The organism is Geobacter sp. FeAm09 (assembly GCF_008330225.1).
Taxonomy (GTDB): domain Bacteria; phylum Desulfobacterota; class Desulfuromonadia; order Geobacterales; family Pseudopelobacteraceae; genus Oryzomonas.
The window spans coordinates 3281631-3299801 of record NZ_CP042466.1; the positions used below are offsets into that span (position 1 = coordinate 3281631).

Below are 18171 nucleotides of genomic sequence, written 5' to 3' on the forward strand. Positions count from 1 at the left end.
CTAGGAAATCCTCCGGTCGGTTGACTCGTGTCGTTACTTGACTTCATTCGGTTCGGCGACAGCCGGTGCGGCCTGTTCAAATGCCGGCGGCGCAGCCATCCCGGGCACCATGGGATGCCCGGCGGGTAATCCCTGCATGGCCGGCATCTGTCGGGCGGACATGCCGAGGGGCTTGGTTTGGGCAACCAGCTTCTGGACGGCCGGGTTCATCTTCTCGATGAACGGGTTGGGGTAGACGCCCATGATGAAGATCAGGGCGATGAGCGGCACCATGATGGCGATCTCCCGGGCGTTCAGGTCGGTGAGCGTCTGGTTCTTGGGATTGTCCAGCTCGCCGAACATGACCCGCTGGAACATCCAGAGCATGTAGACGGCCGAGAGGATCACGCCGCTGGAAGCGATCACCGCCCACCAGCGCAGTTCGCTTTCGAAGGAGCCCAGAAGTATCAGGAATTCGCCGACGAAGCCGTTGGTGCCGGGCAGACCGATGGAGGAGAGGGTCACGATCATGAAGATGGTGGCAAAGATCGGCATCTGCTTGGAGAGGCCGCCGAAATCGGTGATGAGGCGGGTGTGCCGGCGTTCATAGATGAAGCCGACGATAAGGAACAGCGCGCCGGTGGAGACGCCGTGGTTGAGCATCTGCAGCATGCCGCCGGTGATCCCCTGGGTATTGAAGGCAAAGACCCCCAGCATGACGAACCCCAGGTGAGCCACCGAGGAGTAGGCCACCAGCTTCTTCACGTCCTCCTGCACCATGGCCACCAGGGCGGCGTAGATGATGCCGATCACCGCCAGGGTGGCGATCAGCGGCGTGAACCGGTGGGCGGCATCGGGGAACAGCGGCATGGCAAAACGCACGTAGCCGTAGGTACCCATCTTCAGCAGGATGGCGGCCAGGATGACCGAACCGGCCGTGGGGGCCTCGGTGTGGGCATCCGGCAACCAGGTGTGCAGCGGGAACATGGGGACCTTGATGGCGAAGGCCAGGGCGAAGGCCAAAAAGAGCCAGGTCTGGGTCGCCGGGTCAAGCCGCAGGTCGAAGAACTGCAGCAGGCCGAAGTTGCTGAAGCCGGCATCCAGCCCCTTGAAGTAGAGGAAGATCAGGGCAACCAGCATGAGCAGCGAGCCGACCATGGTGTAGATGAAGAACTTGATGGCGGCGTAGATCTTGTTCTTGCCCCCCCAGATGCCGATGATGAAGTACATCGGAATCAGCATGACCTCCCAGAAGATGTAGAAGAGGAACAGGTCCAGGGAGATGAAGGCCCCCAGCATGCCGGTTTCCAGGAGCAGCAGGCAGATCATGTACTCCTTGACCTTTTCTTCCACGGCGGTCCAGGTGGAGAGCACGGCCAGCGGCATGATGAAGGTGGTCAGGATGACGAGCCAGAGGCTGATGCCGTCGATACCCACGCTGTAGCGCATGACGAACGGGCCGGCGGCGATCCAGGGCGCGTTCTCCAGGAACTGGAACTCGGCATTGCTCTGGAAGCCGGTGAGGATCGGCAACGACACCAGGAAGGTCACCACGGTCACCGCCAGGGCGACGCCCCGCAGCACCCCCTTGCTGTCCTTGGGGATGAACAGCAGCAGCAAGACACCCAGTATCGGCAGGAATGTCGTCAGGCTCAGTAGGTGGTTACTCATGAATTCATGCTCCTTTATGCAAATTGCAAGTGTCGTTTACTTGAAGACGTAGTAGCCGAGGATCACCACCACACCGAAAGCCATGGACCAGGCGTAGTTGTAGATGAGGCCGGACTGCAGGAAACGGAACACGCCGCTGAAGGCCATCACCACATTGGCGACGCCGTTGACCACCCCGTCCACCACCACCACGTCGAACCCTTTCCAGAGGAAGCGCCCCAGCGCCTTGCAGGGGTTGACGAACAGGTAGTCGTACAGCTCGTCGATGTACCACTTGTTGTAGACGGCGCGGTGCAATGCCGGGAACGCGGCCACGAACCGTTTGGGCAGCTCCGTGTTCTTGACGTACATGGTGAATGCGACCGTGATGCCGAAGAGCGCGATCAGGACCGACAGCCCCATCAGGCCCCACTCCAGGGCGGCGCTGTGGTGCTGGGCGCCATGGGCCGCATGCTGCGCCAGGTATTCTTCCGAATACTTGAAGACCGGCTCCAGGTAGTGCTCGAAATAGTTGGGGATGCCGCCGAAGAGCTCGCCGATCACCTTGGGCAGGCCGATGTAGCCGCCCACCACCGACAGGGCGGCCAGCACGATCAGGGGGATGACGATCACCATGGGCGACTCGTGCAGGTGATCCTTGGCCTTGGGGGTGATGCGGCACTCGCCGAAGAAGGTCATGAACACCAGGCGGAACATGTAGAAGGCGGTCAGGCCGGCGGCCACGGCGCCCATGCCCCACAGCAGGTAGTTCAGCTCGCCGTGGTGCGGGTTGGAGAAGGCCTGCCAGAGGATCTCGTCCTTGGAGAAGAAGCCGGAGAAGCCCGGTATGCCGGCAATGGCGATGGTCGCCAGCAAAAACGTCAGGAAGGTCAACGGCATCTTGGATCTCAGCCCCCCCATGTTGCGCATGTCCTGAGCGTCGTCGTGGGAGTGGACATGGTGCAGGGCGTGGTGCATGGAGTGGATCACCGCGCCGGAACCGAGGAACAGGCAGGCCTTGAAGAAGGCGTGGGTCATGAGGTGGAAGATGCCGGCGGCAAAGGCCCCGGTCCCCATGGCCAGGAACATGTAGCCGAGCTGGGAAACGGTCGAATAGGCCAGGACCCGCTTGATGTCGTTCTGGGCCGTGCCGATGGTGGCGGCGAACAGGGCGGTACATCCGCCGATCACGGCCACCACCATGAGGGTTTCCGGGGAGCGGATGAACAGGTAGTTCATGCGGCCGATCATGTAGACACCGGCGGTGACCATGGTGGCGGCGTGGATCAGGGCGGAAACGGGGGTCGGGCCTTCCATGGCGTCCGGCAGCCAGGTGTAGAGCGGGATCTGGGCCGACTTGCCGGTCGCCCCCAGGAAGAAGCAGAGGGTGACCACGGTGATGATGCCGCCGGTGGGCAGGAGATGGGAGTTGGCGGCCAGTTCCGTGAACTTGATGGTCCAGACGTTGTGGGTCTGCCCCAGGTACCAGTAGAGGGTGAAGGTGCCCAGCAGGAACCCGAAGTCGCCGACGCGGTTCATGACAAAGGCCTTCTTGCCGGCGTCGCCGGCCGACTTCTTGTGGAAGTAGTAGCCGATCAAGAGGTAGGAGCAGAGGCCCACGCCCTCCCAGCCGACGAACATCAGGAGCAGGTTGTTGCCCAGCACCAGGAGGAGCATGGAGAACATGAACAGGTTCAGGTAGGCGAAGAAGCGGTAGAACCCTTCCTCGCCGTGCATGTAACCGATGGAGTAGACATGGATCAGGAAGCCGACGCCGGTGACGATCATGATCATCACGCAGGAGAGCGGGTCGATCAGGAAGGCGATGTCGGCATTGAAATTGCCGGAGGTGATCCAGGTGAACACCTTGACATTCGCCACCCGTTCCTCACCCGGCAAGGACAGGAGCGCAAGTATGGTCTTGCAGGAAACGAAGAACGAGCAGAGCACGGCAAGCGCGCCGATACCGCCGATGACGGTTTCGTTCTTGATCTTTTTCCCCAAAAGGCCGTTGATCAGGAAGCCGATGAAGGGGAAGAGCGGGATCAGCCATACGTTGTCAAACATGTAAGACTCCTTATTATGCAATCGTTAAACGTTGTCTGCTTTCCGGTCGATGCGAGGGCCCTGCTACCACTTCATGAGGTTGATGTCTTCCACGTCGATTGATTCCCGGTTGTTGTAGAAGGCGATCATCAGGGCCAGGCCGACGGCGGCCTCGGCGGCGGCGACGGTCATGACGAAGAAGACGAAGATCTGGCCGTCCAGGTTGCCCAGGTGGCGGGAGAGCGCCACGAACGTCAGGTTGACCGCATTGAGCATCAGTTCGACGCACATGAAGATGACGATGGCATTCTTGCGGGTCAGCACGCCGATGGTCCCGATGGAGAAGAGGATGGCGCTCACGATGAGGTAACTGTTCAGGTTTTCCATGTATATGCCCTCTGTTAGAGTTTTTTCTTTGCCAGGATGACCGCGCCGATGATGGCCACCAGGAGCAGGATCGAGGTGATCTCGAAGGGGAGCAGGAAGGTGGTGAACATCTCGCGGCCGATCAATTCGGTGTGCCCCTGCTGCCGGATCATGTCGCCGGTCAGCGGCCCGTTGGGCATGGCGACGCGGCTCTTCACGATGATGAAGGCGGTGTTGATCAGGGTGAAGAAGCCGATGATGGAGCCCAGCACGATCTTGTGGGAGTGCCTCTTGGTTGCGTCAACCCTGATGTTGAGCAGCATGATGGTGAACACGATCAGGACCATGATGGCACCGGCGTACACCATGACCTGTACGGCGGCCATGAACGGCGCATCCAGCATGACGTAGTAGGTCGCCAGGCAGAAGAAGGTCATGACCAGTGCCAGGGCGCTGTTGATCGGGTTCTTGCAGGTGATCACCAGCAGCGCCGACACGATGGCCACCAGCGTGATGATGAGGAAGAAAAGGGTTTCCATGCGACTCACTCCTTTATTTCTTTTCTAAGAGGCGTTCCTTGGCATAGACGAAGTCCGAGCGGTGGTAGTTGGCCAGTTCGAACTCGTCGGTCATCCTGATGGCGTCCACCGGGCAGGCCTCGACGCAGTAGCCGCAGAAGATGCAGCGCAGCAGGTCGATCTCGTACCGGGCCGCGTACTTGTCGTGGTTGGCGTCCTCGCCCGCCTCGACCGTGATGCACTTGGCCGGGCAGACCGTGGGGCAGAGATAGCAGGCCACGCACTTTGCCCGGTCATGGGAGACGTTGAGGGCGTGCAGCCCCCGGAAACGCTCGGCGACCTTGGGGCGCTCGGTCGGGTACTGCAGGGTGACCGGCTTCTTGAAGAGGTGCTCCAGGGTGATTCTCAGACCGTTTATGATCGGCGTAATCGGATTCATGATTCCATCCTTGTTCTTGGAATTACGTGGTGTCGTATGCCTCTTAGTTTATGAAGTAGCCGATGATGCCGGTGGCCACGATATTCAGCAGGGAGAGCGGCAGCAGGACCTTCCACCCCAGGTGCATGAGCTGGTCGTAGCGGTAGCGGGGCAGCGTGGCGCGGATCCACATGCAGACGAACATCAGGAAATAGACCTTGGCCACGAAATAGACCGGTCCGAGCAGGGGGACGGCGGTGGCCATCGGGCCGTTCCAGCCGCCCAGGAAGAGGGTGGTGGTCAGGGCGCAGACCGTCACCATGTTGGCGTATTCCGCCATGAAGAACATGGCGTACTTCATGCTGGAGTACTCGGTGCAGAAGCCGGATACCAGTTCGGTCTCCGCCTCCGGGAGGTCGAAGGGGGTGCGGTTGATCTCGGCCAGGGAGCAGATGAAGAACATGACCGCCGCCAGGGGTTGCTTGAAGGCGTACCAGCCGAACCCGCCGTACGCCGACTGCTGGTTGACGATCTCGTTCAAGGACAGGGTGCCGGAGAGCATGAACACCGACACGATGGCCAGTCCGGCCGAAAGCTCGTAGGAGATCATCTGGGCCGAGGCGCGCAGGCCGCCCATGAGGGAGTACTTGCTGTTGGACGCCCAGCCGGCCAGGACGATGCCGTACACCCCCAGGGAGGACATGGCCAGGATGTAGAGGACGCCGACGTTGATGTCGAAGACCCGGCCTGCGGCCGTGTCGAAATAGCTGGCGATCTGCAGCGGGATCTTGTACCCCCCCACCTCGATGACGCCGCCGAAAGGGATGACCGCAAAGGTGATGAAGGCGGGGATGAGGGCGACCAGCGGCGCAAGAAGGAAAGCGAAGGTGCTCGCCTGGCTCGGGATGATCTCTTCCTTGAAGAAGAGCTTGACCCCGTCGGCGATCGGTTGCAGCAGGCCGTGCCAGCCGGTACGCATCGGTCCCAGGCGCACCTGCATGTGGCCGATGATCTTGCGCTCGGCGTAGGTGGCGTAGGCCACGGTCAGGAGCACGAAGACAAATGCCACAAGAACCTTGGCGACCATGGCGACGTAGTACATCATCGGCAGTCCTAAAATCTCGATTCCCATCTGTCCCTCTTTTCTTGCGAGTATGAAATAAGTCCGAGAACGTTGGTGTCAGGCTACTTGGTCACGGTCACCCAGGTGACCGGCGCGCCGCTCCAGACCTGGTTGATGGCGGCCGCACCGAAGTGGTACGGGCTGAACAGCACCCCTTCGGGCATGCGCGGGGTGATCCTGGCTTTCAGCCTGGTCGCCCCGGAGGCGGAGGCCACGTTCACCAGGTCGTTTTCCTGGATCTTCAGCCTGGCGGCATCCCCGCGGGAGAGTTCCACGTACCCTTCGGGACAGACATACATGGGGCCTTCCCCGAACTGGGACAGGGTGCCGTTATGGTACAGGACGCTGCCGGTGACCAGGGCCAGCTTGCCCGCCGCCGGCTCGACGGCGGCGGCCGTGGGGGCGACGAACGAGGCCGAGACGGCCACCGGCGCAAAGGCGCCCGTCTCGCCCAGGGAGGCGTAGGACAGGCCGGCGTATCCCGGGACCGAGGCCGCAATCTCGCCGAACACGGCTGCCGGTGTGGCCGGGGCCTGCCCGCCCAGCCTGGCTATCAGGGCACCGAAGATCTCGAAATCGGTGCGGCTCTGGCCGATCTTCCCGATGGCCGGCGTGATGTGCTGGACCCGCCGGTCGACGCTGGTGAAGGTCCCTTCCTTTTCGGCAAAGGAGCAGGCGGGCAGCACCACGTCGGCCATGGCCGCGGTCTCGGTCATGAACAGGTCGGCAACCACCAGGAACTCCACCTTGTCCAGGGCGGCCGTGACGGCGGCCCGGTCCGGGTAGGAGGTCACCGGGTTCTCGCCGGCGATGAACAGGGTCTTGATCGCGCCGCTGACGCAGCCGGCCATGATCTGTCCCGCATTCAGGCCGCCGGTGGCGTAGAAGCCCATGTCCACGGCACCCTGGCTGTTGTTCTTTTCGGCCATGCAGAGGACGCCGCTCCCCTCCATGCCGAGCTTGCCGGTCAGGATGGCCAGGTTGGCCACGGCGCTGGCCAGGTCGGCGTTGTGCCCCGGATAGGCGTTGCCGATGGGGAAGAGGATCAGCGCCTTTTCGGCCGCGGCATAGTCGGCGGCAAGCTGTTTGATGGCGTCTGCGCTCAGGCCGCTCTGCCCGGCGACGGCATCGGGGGTGAAACCGGCCAGCGCCTTTTCCAGGTCGGCATAACCGGGGATGGCTGCGGCGGTGCCGGCGGCCAGCTTTTCATCCAGGATGGTCTTGGCCAGGGCGTTGATGACGGCGATCTCGCTGCCGGGGGTATGCACCAGGGTCCGGGCGTCGGGCAGCTTGGAGAGCTTGCCCCGCTTGTCCGAGAGGATGTTCAGCCGGGCGCCCTTGTTCTTGACCGCCATGTTGATCTCGAAGCCGATCACCGGGTGGGTTTCGTAGCTGTCGGTCTTGATGACCAGGAGCAGGTCGCTCTTCTGGATGTCCGGAATGGTCGCGGGGGAGGCCGCTGCCCCGAAGCTTCTGGCGAAGCCCTCGGTCAGGGCGGCATGGGCGTAGCCGGCCGAGTGGTCGTAATTGGCCGAACCGGCGGCCGCCATCAGCCGCTTGAACAGCACCAACTCCTCGTTGGTCAGGCGCGGCGTGGCCAGGGCGGCAGCCGCTGCGCCGGCGCCCTGCAGACGGGCGGCGACCAGGTCCAGGGCCTCGTCCCAGGTCGCTTCGGCCAAGGCGCCGTTCTTGCGCACCAAGGGGGTGGTCAGGCGCTTGTCCGAATTGATGAACTGGTAGCCGAACCGGCCGCGGCAGCAGAGCTGGCCGTTGTGGAAGCCCTGGTTCTCGTCGTAGACCGTGGTCAGAACCTTGTTGTCCTTGACCCCCAGGGTCAGGTTGCAGCCGGTGCCGCAGTAGCTGCACACGGATTTTTTGTTGGTGAGGGCCCAGAAGCGCGCCTTGAACTTGAAGGGGCGGGCCAGGAGCGAGCCGACCGGGCAGACGGAGACGCAGGAGCCGCAGAACTCGCAGTTGAGCGCGCCTTCGAACTCGCAGCCGATCTTGGTTTCGATACCGCGGCTGATGAAGGTCAGGGCGCCGAAGGAGACGATCTCGTCGCAGATGCGGGCGCACTTGCCGCACAGCACGCAACGGTTCATATCCCGCTCGATCAGCGGGTTAGAGTAGTCGATCTCGTGGTGGAACTTCTCGTCGCTGAAGCGGTTGGCATTCACCTGGTATTCATAGGTCAGGTTCTGCAGGTCGCAGTCCCCCCCTTGTCGCACACCGGGCAGTCGATGGGGTGGTTGAGCAGCAACAGTTCCAGCACCATCTTGCGGGCCTTGATGATGTCCGGGGTCGAGGTGCGGATGATCATCCCCTCGGTGACCGGCGTGGTGCAGGCCGGGATCTGCCGCCCCTTCATCTGTTCCACTTCCACCAGGCACATGCGACAGGCGCCGAAGGGTTTCAGCTTCTTGTCGTGGCACAGGATCGGGATCTTGATCCCGTTGATCTTTGCGGCGTCGTAAATGGTGGAGTTCTTGGGAGCCGTAACCTGCTTGTCATCTATCGTCAGATTTACCATCTCAACCTCTGTCAGTGAGTTTGACTCTGTAAGAAACCGGTTCTATTCGATCGCCATGAAGCGGCAGGCGTCATAACAGGACTTGCACTTGGTGCATTTTTCCTGGTCCAGGAAAGCGATCTGCCCCTTTTCCCAGACAATGGCATCCACCGGGCAGGCCTTCTTGCAGGCCCCGCACTTGACGCACTTGTCTTCCACGACCTGCCACAGGAGCAGCTCCTTGCAGCAGTTGGAGGGGCACCGCTTGTCGTTGATGTGGGCCTCGTACTCGTGGCGGAAATAATTGATGGTGGAGAGGATCGGGTTGGGAGCCGTCTGGCCGAGGCCGCACAGGGAGGCCTTCTTGATGGCTGTGCCCAGGTCCAGGAGGGTGTCCAGGTCGGACGGTTCGCCCCGTCCCTCGGTGATGCGCTCCAGGATGTCCAGCATGACCTTCAGGCCGATGCGGCAGGGGACGCATTTGCCGCAGGATTCCATCCTGGTGAAGGAGAGGAAGAAGCGGGCCACGTCCACCATGCAGGTGGTCTCGTCCATGACGACCAGACCGCCGGAGCCCATCATGGCGCCGGCCTTGATCAGGGAGTCGTAGTCCACCGGGGTGTCCAGGATCTCGCCGGGAATACAGCCGCCTGAGGGGCCGCCGGCCTGGACCGCCTTGAACTTGCGGTTGTTGAGGATGCCGCCGCACACGTCGTAGAGCACCGAACGGACGGTCATGCCGGCCGGGACCTCCACCAGACCGGTGTGCTTGACCTTGCCGGTAACGGCGAAGATCTTGGTCCCCTTGGTGGTCTCGGTGCCCAGCGAGGCGTACCAGGCAGCGCCCTTGTTGATGATGTGGCGGACGTTGGCGAAGGTTTCCACGTTGTTGATGTTGGTCGGCTTGCCCCACAGACCGCGCACGGCCGGGAACGGCGGACGGGGGCGGCTCATGCCGCGCTGCCCTTCGATGGAGGCCATGAGGGCGGTCTCCTCGCCGCACACGAAGGCGCCTGCCCCCATCTTGATGCGCATGTCGAAGTTGAGGCCCCACCCCTTGATGTTCTGCCCCAGGTATCCCTGCTCGTAGCAGACATCGATGGCGCGCTGGAGCCGCTGCACGGCCAGGGGGTACTCGGCGCGGACATACACGTAGCCGAAGTCGCAGCCGATGGCATAGGCGGCGATCATCATGCCTTCGATGATGCAGTAGGGGTCGCCCTCCAGGAGCGAGCGGTCCATGAACGCGCCCGGGTCCCCTTCGTCGGCGTTGCAGATCAGGTATTTGTGATCGCCGGGAGAGGCCTTGCAGAAGGACCATTTCATGCCGGTGGGGAAGCCGCCGCCCCCACGACCGCGCAGGCCGGACTTCTTGACCTCTTCGATGACCTCTTCCGGCTTCATGGTCGTGATGCACTTTTCTATGGCCTTGAAACCGTCCTCCTCCAGGAAGGCATCCAGCGACTCGGGGTTTATCTGGCCGCAGCCGGACATGACGACCCGCATCTGGGCATCGACGAAGGTGTTGTAGTACGGCTTCGCCTTCCGCTTTTCCAGGACCGTCTTGGCGACGATATGCTCGTTGACGAGTTGTTCGACCTCTTCCGGCTGAACGAAGTCGTAGGTGACCCGCCCCTGCTCTTCGGTAATGATGTCCACCAGGACGTCATTGGCGCACAGGCCGCGGCAGCCGGTGTGGATGACCTCACAACGCTTGCCCACCACGGCGTCGACGCCCTTTTCCTGGAGCACCCGGCGAAATTCAGCCTCGACCTTTTTCGCTCCGGCCGAGATACCGCCGGTCCCTTGACATATCAGAATCTTTATTGCTTCGCCCATAACGCTTTGTCCCCTGCTGGAATGGTTGAGTCGGTTCTATTTCATCGGCCGCTGGTTGTATTCGGCAATTATGTCGTCCACCCTCTGGACCGTCATCTTGCCGAAGGTGTCGTCGTTGACCATGGCCAACGGCGCCATGCCGCAGGCGCCCAGGCAGGCGACCTTCTCGAAGGTGTAGCGCAGGTCCGGCGTGGTCTCGGCATGGCCGATGTGCAGTTTGTCGAAGAAGGTTTCAACGATACGCGGAGCGCCCGAAACGTGGCAGGCGGTCCCGACGCAGACCCGGATGATGAACCGGCCGCGGGGTTTCAGGTGGAACTGGGCGTAGAAGGTGAGGACGCCGTAGATCTGGCTGGGGTAGACGTTCAACCGCTCGGCGACATGGTCGGCGACCTTGCGGGGCACATACCCGTACTCGTCCTGAACCCCTTGCAGGACCGGCATGAGGTTGCCCGGCAGGTCGATGTATTTGTCGATAACCTTGTCGGCTATGGAGAGGTCTACTTCCGGTTCCTGCTCTTCAGCCTGTTGCGCAACAGCTTCACTCATTCGCGCCGTCTCCTTTGAATCTGGTTTCCCTGCGGAAACAATTCGTTTCTCCTCCAGAGCTTCCGGATGGAACCTATCTGTCTATTTCGCCAAGAACGATGTCCAGTGTTCCGATTACCGCCACCAGGTCGGCGATCATGGCCCCCTTGGCCATCTTCTCGATGGCCTGGAGGTTCACGAATGAAGGGGGGCGGATCCTCATGCGGTAAGGCTTGGAACTGCCGTCGCTGACGATGTAGAACCCCAGTTCGCCCTTGGGGTTCTCGACCCCCTGGTAGACCTCGCCTTCCGGCATGGGGTACCCTTCGGAGGCGATCTTGAAGTGGTGGATCAGCCCTTCTATGGAATTGTAGACGTTTTCCTTGGGAGGGTAACAGACCTGCGGACAGTCGGCCAGCACCGGACCGGGCTTGAGGCGGTCGAGGGCCTGGGTGATGATCTTGCAGGCTTCGCGCATCTCCACCAGGCGCACCTTGTAACGGTCGAAGGTATCGCACTTCTCCCCCACCGGCACCTGGAACTGGTAGGTCTCGTACCCGGAGTAGGGGTCGTCGCGGCGCAGGTCCCAATCCACGCCGGAGCCGCGCAGGGCCGGGCCGGTGATGCCCATGTCGATGGCATCCTCGGCCGAGATCACGCCGTTGCCCACCGTGCGCTTGAGCCAGATCGGGTTGGTGGTCAGAAGCCCCTCGTACTGGTCCAGGTAGCCGGGCATGGCAGCGACGAAGTCGCGCACCTTCTTCTCGAATTCGGGCGGCACATCCATGGAGAGTCCGCCGGCGCGGAAGAAGTTGGAGGTCATGCGGGCGCCGGAGATCAGCTCGTAGATCTCCATGACCACTTCGCGCTCGCGGAAGGCGTAGATGAAGACCGTCATGGCGCCGATGTCGAGGGCGTGGCAGGCGACCCAGACCAGGTGGGACTCCAGACGCGTCAACTCGGCCATGATGACCCGGATGGTCTGAGCCCGCTCGGGCACCTGGATGTCCAGCAGCTTTTCGACCGCCAGGATATACCCCAGGTTGTTGTGCATGGGGGCCAGGTAGTCGAGGCGGTCGGTCAGCGGCAGTACCTGGTGGTAGGTACGGTGCTCGGAGAGTTTCTCCACCCCGCGGTGCAGATAGCCGATGTCCGGGGTGATCTTGGTGATCACTTCGCCGTCCAGTTCGAGAACGAGCCTGAGGACCCCGTGGGTACTGGGGTGCTGCGGCCCCATATTCAGCGTCATCTTTTCCGTAGTAGCCATATATCGCCTCTTCTGTGATCGTGGATACGAAGTACGTTGTGCGTGAACTTACGACAGGCGGCCTTTATAGGGTTCCCGGTCCGGCCCCTGGAGCGGGTAGTCCTTGCGCAACGGATGGCCTTCCCAGTCGGGGGTCATCAGGATGCGGCGCAGGTCGGGGTGGTTGTCGAAGGTGATGCCGAACAGGTCGTAGACCTCCCGCTCCAGCCAGTTGGCCGTGGCCCACACCTGGGTCGCGCTCTCGATATGGCACTCCGCCTCGGAAACGGCGGTCTTGATGCGCAGCCGGTCCTTGTTGGGGATGGAGTAGAGCTGGTAGACCATCATGAAGCGCTCTTCCTTCTTGCCCAGGTAGTCAACCGCGGTCACATCCGTGAGCAGATTGTACCGAAGGGCCTGCTTCAGAAAGGCAAGAACGGCCAGAAGGTCTTCCTTCTTGATCGTTACCGTCACTTCACCCCGAAACTCGACGACCTCGATGATGGAGGAGGCGAACTTTTCCTGCAACTTGACTACTGCGCGATTGTTCTCTGCCATGGCATCCAACCCTTTGTCTGGGATTTGATATATTCAGTGTACCCGGTGACTTACGCGGCAGCCGACTCGATCCGGTTACCCAGGCCGATGGCGGAGCCAAACGAGTTCTTGTCGTGCATGATCTTGTCCTGCAGCTTCATGAGGCCGTACAGGAGCGCCTCGGGGCGCGGCGGGCAGCCCGGGATATAGACATCCACCGGCAGCGCCTCGTCGATCCCCTGCACGACGCTGTAGGTATCGAAGATCCCGCCCGAACAGGCGCAGGCGCCCATGGCGATGACCCATTTCGGCTCGGGCATCTGCTCGTAGACGGTCTTGATGACCGGCAGCATCTTCTTGGTCACCGTGCCGGCGATGATGATGCAGTCGGCCTGCCGGGGGGAGGCGCGGAAGATGATGCCGAAACGGTCGAGGTCGTTATGGGAGGCACCGGTGGCCATCATCTCGATGGCGCAGCATGCCAAGCCGAAGGTCATGGGCCAGATGGACGACTTCCTGGACCAGTTGACGAGCGCATCCAGGGACGTGGTTATGATGTTGTCGCCGAGCGGATTGTCTACTCCCATTCCAGTGCTCCTTTTTTCCATACATAAATATAGCCGACGAAGAGGATGACGATGAAGGTCCCCATCTCGATCAGGCCGAACACGCCGAGCTTTTTGTAGAGGATCGCCCACGGGTAGAGGAACACGGCCTCGATGTCGAACAGGATGAACAGCATGGCGATCAGGTAGAACTTGATCGAGAAGCGTTCCCGGGCCGTGCCGACCGGCACGCAGCCGCTCTCGTACGGGGCCAGCTTGACGGGAGAAGGCTTCTTCTGGCCGATGAGCGAGGACAGGACGATGGAAACCAGCCCGAACAACACGGCGACTATGACCAGGAGAAGTATGGGAAGATATGCACCAAGCATCGGAAACCCTCCTAATTACTTGCGGTATACTGTATACAAAACGTTGTCAAAATAGGTTATTTGATTTTCTTTGTCAAGCAGATTTTTCCCCCGCTCCAGGGCGGTGAAAAATAGTCGCCCGACCTCCACAACATATTAAAATTCAACTAAAAATGCCTCTTTGAGATTGACACAAACCGGGGTCGTGTGCTATTCAAAACAGCCCATTGACAAGCTCATTTCAAAATAAAGTACGAGGGGGCCTTCCACCATGAACCATACCCGTTCCAGCGCGCTCTTCCAGCAGGCCAAGGCAGCAATCCCCGGCGGCGTCAACAGCCCGGTCAGGGCGTTCAAGTCCGTGGGAGCCGATCCCCTTTTCATCAAAAAGGCGGCCGGAAGCGCCATCTTCGATGAAGACGGCAACGCCTTCGTGGACTATGTCGGCTCCTGGGGGCCGATGATCGTGGGGCACTGCCACCCGCAGGTGATCGAGGCGGTCAAGCGGACCATGGACAACGGCGCCAGCTTCGGCGCGCCCACGGAGCAGGAAACCGTCCTGGCCGGCATGGTGATCGAGGCGGTCCCCTCCATAGAGATGGTGCGCATGGTCAGCTCCGGGACCGAGGCCACCATGAGCGCCATCCGCCTGGCCCGCGGCTACACCGGGCGGGACAACATCCTCAAGTTCTCCGGCTGCTACCACGGCCACGCCGACTCCCTGCTGGTCAAGGCCGGCTCCGGCGCGGCCACCTTCGGCGTGCCCGACTCCCCCGGCGTGCCTGCGGATTTCGCCAAGCATACCCTGACGGCGGAATACAACTCCCTCGAATCGGTCAGAACGCTGGTGGCCGAGAACAAGGGCACCATCGCCTGCATCATCGTGGAGCCGGTGGCCGGCAACATGGGAACCGTCCCCCCGCGGGAGGGATTCCTGGAAGGGCTGCGGGAGATCTGCACCAACGAGGGGATCATCCTGATCTTCGACGAGGTCATGTCCGGTTTCCGGGTGGCCTACGGCGGCGCCCAGTCCCTGTTCGGCGTCACCCCCGACATGACCACCCTGGGCAAGATCATCGGCGGCGGCCTGCCGGTGGGCGCCTTTGGCGGCAAGCGCGACATCATGGAAAAGCTCTCCCCCTCCGGCGGCATCTACCAGGCCGGCACCCTCTCCGGCAACCCCCTGGCCATGTCGGCCGGCATCGCGACCCTGACCCTGCTCAAGCAGCCCGGCTTCTACGACAAGCTGGAAGAGAAGAGCCGCCAGGTGGCGGAGGGGATCGCCGCGGCCGCCAAGGCGGCCGGCTACCCGATCTACTCCACCCGGGTCGGCAGCATGTTCTGCGCCTTCTTCAGCAGGGGCGAGGTCCACGATTGGCCCACCGCCGCCGCCTGCGACACCAAGGCGTTCGCCACATACTTCCTGGCCATGCTGGATGAGGGGATCTACTTGGCGCCGTCCCAGTTCGAGACCGCCTTCGTGTCGGCCGCCCACAGCGAGGCCGACATCGAAAAAACCATCGCCGCCGCCGCGAAATGCTTCCGGCTGATCGCCTAGGTCAAACGTCATTCTGTTATTTTGTTTGACATCATGAGCGCTGCCATGCTAAGGAATACCGATTTTGGTATCCACTTTGGGCGGGGGCTCTGTTATGGATCGTGACAAGCGCGATCTGCTCAAAAGCCTGTCCATGGTGTCCAGCATGGGCATCTCGGTCGTCCTGGCGATCGGGATCGGCGTCTGGTTCGGCCTGACGCTCGACCGGTGGTTCGGCACCAAGCCGTGGTTCTTTTATATCTTTTTGTTTATCGGGATTGCGGCCGGTTTCAAGAACATCTACGTGATAGCCGGCAGGGAGATCCGCAGGGATGACGACAGCGATCAACGAAGATAACCTCTTCGCCGTCATCATCAAAGGGAGCCTCGCCCTGTTGGCGGTTCTGAGCATCGGGGGATTCGCCCTCTTTTCGCTCAAGACCGGCATGGGCATCCTGGCGGGAGGCGGCATCGCCATCGCCAATTTTGCCTGGCTGCGCAACGTGCTCCAGCGCATCCTCGGCCTGATGCCGGCCAAGCCGAATCTCTACGCCCAAATCCGGTTCGTGGGCCGCATGGCCGTCACCGGGCTGGTACTGTACGTCGTCATCACATCGGGATGGTTCTCGCTGGCAGGGCTGCTGGTGGGACTGTCCGTCATCGTTGCCAACATAATCGCACTTTCAATATACGGTGCCCTGCGCACGGGAGGTTAGCTCCATGGTTCACCCCTTACTGTTCCTCGAATTTTTCCGCAAACTGCTGGCGCCGCTGCACGTCAGCGAGGCCAGCGCCGACGCCATCGCCTACACCTGGCTGATCATCGTCCTGCTTCTGGTGCTTTCCGTGCTGGCCACGTCGGCGCTCAAAGCGGTCCCCGGCGGCCTGCAGAACTTCATGGAAGTGGTTGTCGGCGGCATCGAAAACATGATCGTCGAGACCATGGGCGAACATGGCCGTCCCTACTTCCCGCTCATCGCCACCCTGGCGATCTTCATCCTGGTCTCCAACCTGACCGGCCTGATCCCGGGCTTCTTCCCCCCCACGGCCAACATCAACACCACGGCCGCCTGCGCCGTGATCGTCTTTCTCTCGACCCACGTGGTCGGGATCAAGCACCACGGCCTGCACTACCTGAAACATTTCATGGGCCCCATCGCCTGGCTGGCCCCGATCATGTTCTTCATCGAGGTCATCGGCCACCTGAGCCGTCCGGTTTCCCTCACCCTGCGTCTCTTCGGCAACATGAACGGCCATGAACTGGTCCTGATGATCTTCTTCGGCCTGGCTCCCTTCCTGGTGCCGCTGCCGATGATGCTCATGGGCGTGCTGGTCTCCTTCATCCAGGCCTTCGTTTTCATGCTTCTGGCCATGATCTATATCCAGGGGTCGCTGGAAGAGGCACACTAGGCGGCGGTCCTTTTCCGCCCTGGCTGCGTAAGTCTTCGGATTCGTTTGTGCGGCGTAGCGCCCGGCCTTCGCAGCCAAAGCTGCTTCGGCGGAGTAGGCCTGCTACGCCTCCGCAGGGCATTCTGCGGGTGCAACGATCTGGCTATTTTTGAACAACCTGGATGTTCAACAGTCTTTTAAGAGTTTATAAGATCCTATACTGTTTAGGATAACTACCCACAGAAGAGAGGAGAAGTAACAATGAGCTTTTTCACAATGTGCGTTCTGGCAGCAGGCATCGGCATGGCACTGGGTACCCTGGGCACCGGCATCGGTCAGGGCCTGGCAGTTAAAAGCGCCGTTGAAGGCGTTTCCCGCAACCCCGGCGCTTCCGGCAAAATCCTGACCACCATGATGATCGGTCTGGCCATGATCGAGTCCCTGGCCATCTACGCCCTGGTTGTCTGCCTGATCATCCTGTTCGCCAACCCCTACAAAGAAATCGCCACCAAACTGGCCGAAACCGTCGCCAAGTAAGTTCTTCCGGCAGCGGCAGTAACAGAAACAGAAAAGGGCATCCCGTCGGATGCCCTTTTCTGTTTCGTTCGCCTTTAAACCGTGCTCTCATCAGTCTGCTCAAAATAGCCGGCTCGCCGCACCCACCCCTCGCGAAACCCCTCACTCGGCCTTTGGCCACCCTCTCCCAGAGGGAGAGGGCAATGGCATCCCTTCCCCTTTAGGATGAGGGCCACGAAGGCGCCCACCGCACCCGGGACGAAAGCCGGATGGCTTTTAACCTGGCTATTCCTCTTCCTTCAAGACTCCTTGCGCCTCGTTCGAGGCCCCGCTCTCGGCGATCCCGCCCCACGGCATGCGCACCACCGCCCGGACCGCATAACGGTAGACGGTCTTGCGTTCCAACCCCGAATCGACGTACGTGGTATCCGCGAGCGGCGCCTTGTTCAGCGGGAGATAGGGCATGGGTTCGTCCCGGGCGGCGCGGTACACGTTATACCCCACAAAGGTACCTTCCTCGGGCGGAATGGCCACGAATTCCAGCTTGATCTCCGTGGGTGCCGGCAGGACCTGGAGCACGGGGGGAAGCGGCTGCAGCGTCACCCGCACGCGCACCGGCGCCGAGCTTGCCCCCACGGAGTTGTCCCGGGCAAAGGGGACCACGTAGTAGCTGTAGGCGGTATTCCTGCGCGTCTCGCCGTCCAGGAGCACCATCCTGTTGCCGTACACCTGGGTGGCGTCGGGCAGGTCGAGATAGAGCTTGCGAAAGAGCCGGAAATCGTCGGTACAGGCGGGACAGTCGGGCTGCTGCGGCGACGCCTCCACCCGCTTGAAGATGGTGACGCCGGCCAAATCCCTCAGGGACCGCCCGGCCATGTCCTTGTCCGGCAGATCAAAGGCGATCTTGACGCTGGAGCCGCTCTGGTTCGCGGTCAGGGACGACACGGCGGCCGGGACCAGCATGTCGGGATAGAGCAGCGGCCCCTTCTTCCCACACCCGGCAGCCAACGACGCCAGCATGAAGAACAGCAGAAAACGAACGCCCACGCGCACCTCG

At 61.6% G+C, this 18171-nt stretch carries 18 protein-coding genes and 1 pseudogene; 5 read left to right on the plus strand and 14 right to left on the minus strand.

Annotation, left to right across the window (positions count from 1 at the left end; genetic code table 11):
- Positions 1-33: 33 nt before the first annotated feature.
- The 13 genes and pseudogenes from FO488_RS15510 to FO488_RS15570 all read right to left on the minus strand — a co-directional run bounded on the left by FO488_RS15510 (position 34) and on the right by FO488_RS15570 (position 13693).
- Positions 34-1650 (minus strand): NADH-quinone oxidoreductase subunit M, encoded by a 1617-nt coding sequence (locus tag FO488_RS15510; RefSeq protein ID WP_149211385.1) that lies wholly within the window; start codon positions 1648-1650, stop codon positions 34-36.
- Positions 1651-1686: 36 nt separating this feature from the next.
- Complete coding sequence (nuoL, locus tag FO488_RS15515) at positions 1687-3696, minus strand: NADH-quinone oxidoreductase subunit L (protein ID WP_149211386.1); 2010 nt, start codon at positions 3694-3696, stop codon at positions 1687-1689.
- A gap of 63 nt (positions 3697-3759) precedes the next feature.
- Positions 3760-4062, minus strand: a complete 303-nt coding sequence (nuoK, locus tag FO488_RS15520) for an NADH-quinone oxidoreductase subunit NuoK (RefSeq protein ID WP_149211387.1) — start codon at positions 4060-4062, stop codon at positions 3760-3762.
- Positions 4063-4076: 14 nt separating this feature from the next.
- Positions 4077-4580, minus strand: coding sequence for an NADH-quinone oxidoreductase subunit J (locus tag FO488_RS15525; protein ID WP_149211388.1), 504 nt, complete (start codon positions 4578-4580; stop codon positions 4077-4079).
- Positions 4581-4593: 13 nt separating this feature from the next.
- Positions 4594-4998 (minus strand): NADH-quinone oxidoreductase subunit NuoI, encoded by a 405-nt coding sequence (gene nuoI, locus FO488_RS15530; protein WP_149211389.1) that lies wholly within the window; start codon positions 4996-4998, stop codon positions 4594-4596.
- Between the two features lie 43 nt (positions 4999-5041).
- The gene (gene nuoH / locus FO488_RS15535) at positions 5042-6109 is read right to left on the minus strand and encodes an NADH-quinone oxidoreductase subunit NuoH (RefSeq protein ID WP_149211390.1); all 1068 of its coding nucleotides are present in this window, start codon (positions 6107-6109) and stop codon (positions 5042-5044) included.
- Positions 6110-6162: 53 nt separating this feature from the next.
- A pseudogene (locus FO488_RS15540) lies at positions 6163-8630 on the minus strand (molybdopterin-dependent oxidoreductase).
- 42 nt (positions 8631-8672) lie between these two features.
- Positions 8673-10448 (minus strand): NADH-quinone oxidoreductase subunit NuoF, encoded by a 1776-nt coding sequence (gene nuoF, locus FO488_RS15545; RefSeq protein ID WP_149211391.1) that lies wholly within the window; start codon positions 10446-10448, stop codon positions 8673-8675.
- A 36-nt stretch (positions 10449-10484) separates the two neighbouring features.
- Complete coding sequence (locus FO488_RS15550; RefSeq protein ID WP_149211392.1) at positions 10485-10997, minus strand: NAD(P)H-dependent oxidoreductase subunit E; 513 nt, start codon at positions 10995-10997, stop codon at positions 10485-10487.
- Between the two features lie 73 nt (positions 10998-11070).
- Positions 11071-12243 carry an NADH dehydrogenase (quinone) subunit D gene (nuoD, locus tag FO488_RS15555; protein WP_149211393.1) on the minus strand — a complete coding sequence of 391 codons (1173 nt, stop codon included), beginning with the start codon at positions 12241-12243 and terminating at the stop codon, positions 11071-11073.
- Between the two features lie 48 nt (positions 12244-12291).
- Positions 12292-12780, minus strand: a complete 489-nt coding sequence (locus FO488_RS15560; RefSeq protein ID WP_149211394.1) for an NADH-quinone oxidoreductase subunit C — start codon at positions 12778-12780, stop codon at positions 12292-12294.
- A gap of 50 nt (positions 12781-12830) precedes the next feature.
- The gene (locus FO488_RS15565) at positions 12831-13346 is read right to left on the minus strand and encodes an NADH-quinone oxidoreductase subunit B (protein ID WP_149211395.1); all 516 of its coding nucleotides are present in this window, start codon (positions 13344-13346) and stop codon (positions 12831-12833) included.
- A complete protein-coding gene (locus tag FO488_RS15570) occupies positions 13337-13693 on the minus strand; it encodes an NADH-quinone oxidoreductase subunit A (protein ID WP_149211396.1) in 357 nt (118 codons plus the stop codon). The genes FO488_RS15565 and FO488_RS15570 overlap by 10 nt, the downstream gene beginning before the upstream one ends.
- Before the next feature lie 250 nt (positions 13694-13943).
- On the opposite strand from FO488_RS15570, the gene hemL reads away from it, so the two are divergent.
- From hemL to atpE, 5 genes are all read left to right on the plus strand, one after another.
- Entirely contained in the window at positions 13944-15230 is a 1287-nt protein-coding gene (gene hemL, locus FO488_RS15575) for a glutamate-1-semialdehyde 2,1-aminomutase (protein ID WP_149211397.1), read from the plus strand.
- Between the two features lie 94 nt (positions 15231-15324).
- Positions 15325-15567 carry an AtpZ/AtpI family protein gene (locus FO488_RS15580; RefSeq protein ID WP_149211398.1) on the plus strand — a complete coding sequence of 81 codons (243 nt, stop codon included), beginning with the start codon at positions 15325-15327 and terminating at the stop codon, positions 15565-15567.
- On the plus strand, positions 15542-15925 hold the full coding sequence (locus FO488_RS15585; RefSeq protein WP_149211399.1) for an ATP synthase subunit I: 384 nt from the start codon (positions 15542-15544) through the stop codon (positions 15923-15925). Before FO488_RS15580 ends, FO488_RS15585 begins: the two co-directional genes overlap by 26 nt.
- A gap of 4 nt (positions 15926-15929) precedes the next feature.
- A complete protein-coding gene (atpB, locus tag FO488_RS15590; protein ID WP_149211400.1) occupies positions 15930-16619 on the plus strand; it encodes a F0F1 ATP synthase subunit A in 690 nt (229 codons plus the stop codon).
- Positions 16620-16859: 240 nt separating this feature from the next.
- Positions 16860-17135, plus strand: a complete 276-nt coding sequence (atpE, locus tag FO488_RS15595) for an ATP synthase F0 subunit C (protein WP_149211401.1) — start codon at positions 16860-16862, stop codon at positions 17133-17135.
- A gap of 264 nt (positions 17136-17399) precedes the next feature.
- Here atpE and FO488_RS15600 read toward each other — a convergent pair whose 3' ends face one another.
- Positions 17400-18161 carry a fibronectin type III domain-containing protein gene (locus FO488_RS15600; RefSeq protein ID WP_149211402.1) on the minus strand — a complete coding sequence of 254 codons (762 nt, stop codon included), beginning with the start codon at positions 18159-18161 and terminating at the stop codon, positions 17400-17402.
- Positions 18162-18171: the final 10 nt, after the last annotated feature.

Bases quoted from the DNA above. Each gene is read 5' to 3' on its own strand.
- FO488_RS15510 (WP_149211385.1), bottom strand. From the start codon at position 1,650: ATGAGTAACCACCTACTGAGCCTGACGACATTCCTGCCGATACTGGGT.
- nuoL (WP_149211386.1), bottom strand. From the start codon at position 3,696: ATGTTTGACAACGTATGGCTGATCCCGCTCTTCCCCTTCATCGGCTTC.
- nuoK (WP_149211387.1), bottom strand. From the start codon at position 4,062: ATGGAAAACCTGAACAGTTACCTCATCGTGAGCGCCATCCTCTTCTCC.
- FO488_RS15525 (WP_149211388.1), bottom strand. From the start codon at position 4,580: ATGGAAACCCTTTTCTTCCTCATCATCACGCTGGTGGCCATCGTGTCG.
- nuoI (WP_149211389.1), bottom strand. From the start codon at position 4,998: ATGAATCCGATTACGCCGATCATAAACGGTCTGAGAATCACCCTGGAG.
- nuoH (WP_149211390.1), bottom strand. From the start codon at position 6,109: ATGGGAATCGAGATTTTAGGACTGCCGATGATGTACTACGTCGCCATG.
- nuoF (WP_149211391.1), bottom strand. From the start codon at position 10,448: ATGGGCGAAGCAATAAAGATTCTGATATGTCAAGGGACCGGCGGTATC.
- FO488_RS15550 (WP_149211392.1), bottom strand. From the start codon at position 10,997: ATGAGTGAAGCTGTTGCGCAACAGGCTGAAGAGCAGGAACCGGAAGTA.
- nuoD (WP_149211393.1), bottom strand. From the start codon at position 12,243: ATGGCTACTACGGAAAAGATGACGCTGAATATGGGGCCGCAGCACCCC.
- FO488_RS15560 (WP_149211394.1), bottom strand. From the start codon at position 12,780: ATGGCAGAGAACAATCGCGCAGTAGTCAAGTTGCAGGAAAAGTTCGCC.
- FO488_RS15565 (WP_149211395.1), bottom strand. From the start codon at position 13,346: ATGGGAGTAGACAATCCGCTCGGCGACAACATCATAACCACGTCCCTG.
- FO488_RS15570 (WP_149211396.1), bottom strand. From the start codon at position 13,693: ATGCTTGGTGCATATCTTCCCATACTTCTCCTGGTCATAGTCGCCGTG.
- hemL (WP_149211397.1), top strand. From the start codon at position 13,944: ATGAACCATACCCGTTCCAGCGCGCTCTTCCAGCAGGCCAAGGCAGCA.
- FO488_RS15580 (WP_149211398.1), top strand. From the start codon at position 15,325: ATGGATCGTGACAAGCGCGATCTGCTCAAAAGCCTGTCCATGGTGTCC.
- FO488_RS15585 (WP_149211399.1), top strand. From the start codon at position 15,542: ATGACGACAGCGATCAACGAAGATAACCTCTTCGCCGTCATCATCAAA.
- atpB (WP_149211400.1), top strand. From the start codon at position 15,930: ATGGTTCACCCCTTACTGTTCCTCGAATTTTTCCGCAAACTGCTGGCG.
- atpE (WP_149211401.1), top strand. From the start codon at position 16,860: ATGAGCTTTTTCACAATGTGCGTTCTGGCAGCAGGCATCGGCATGGCA.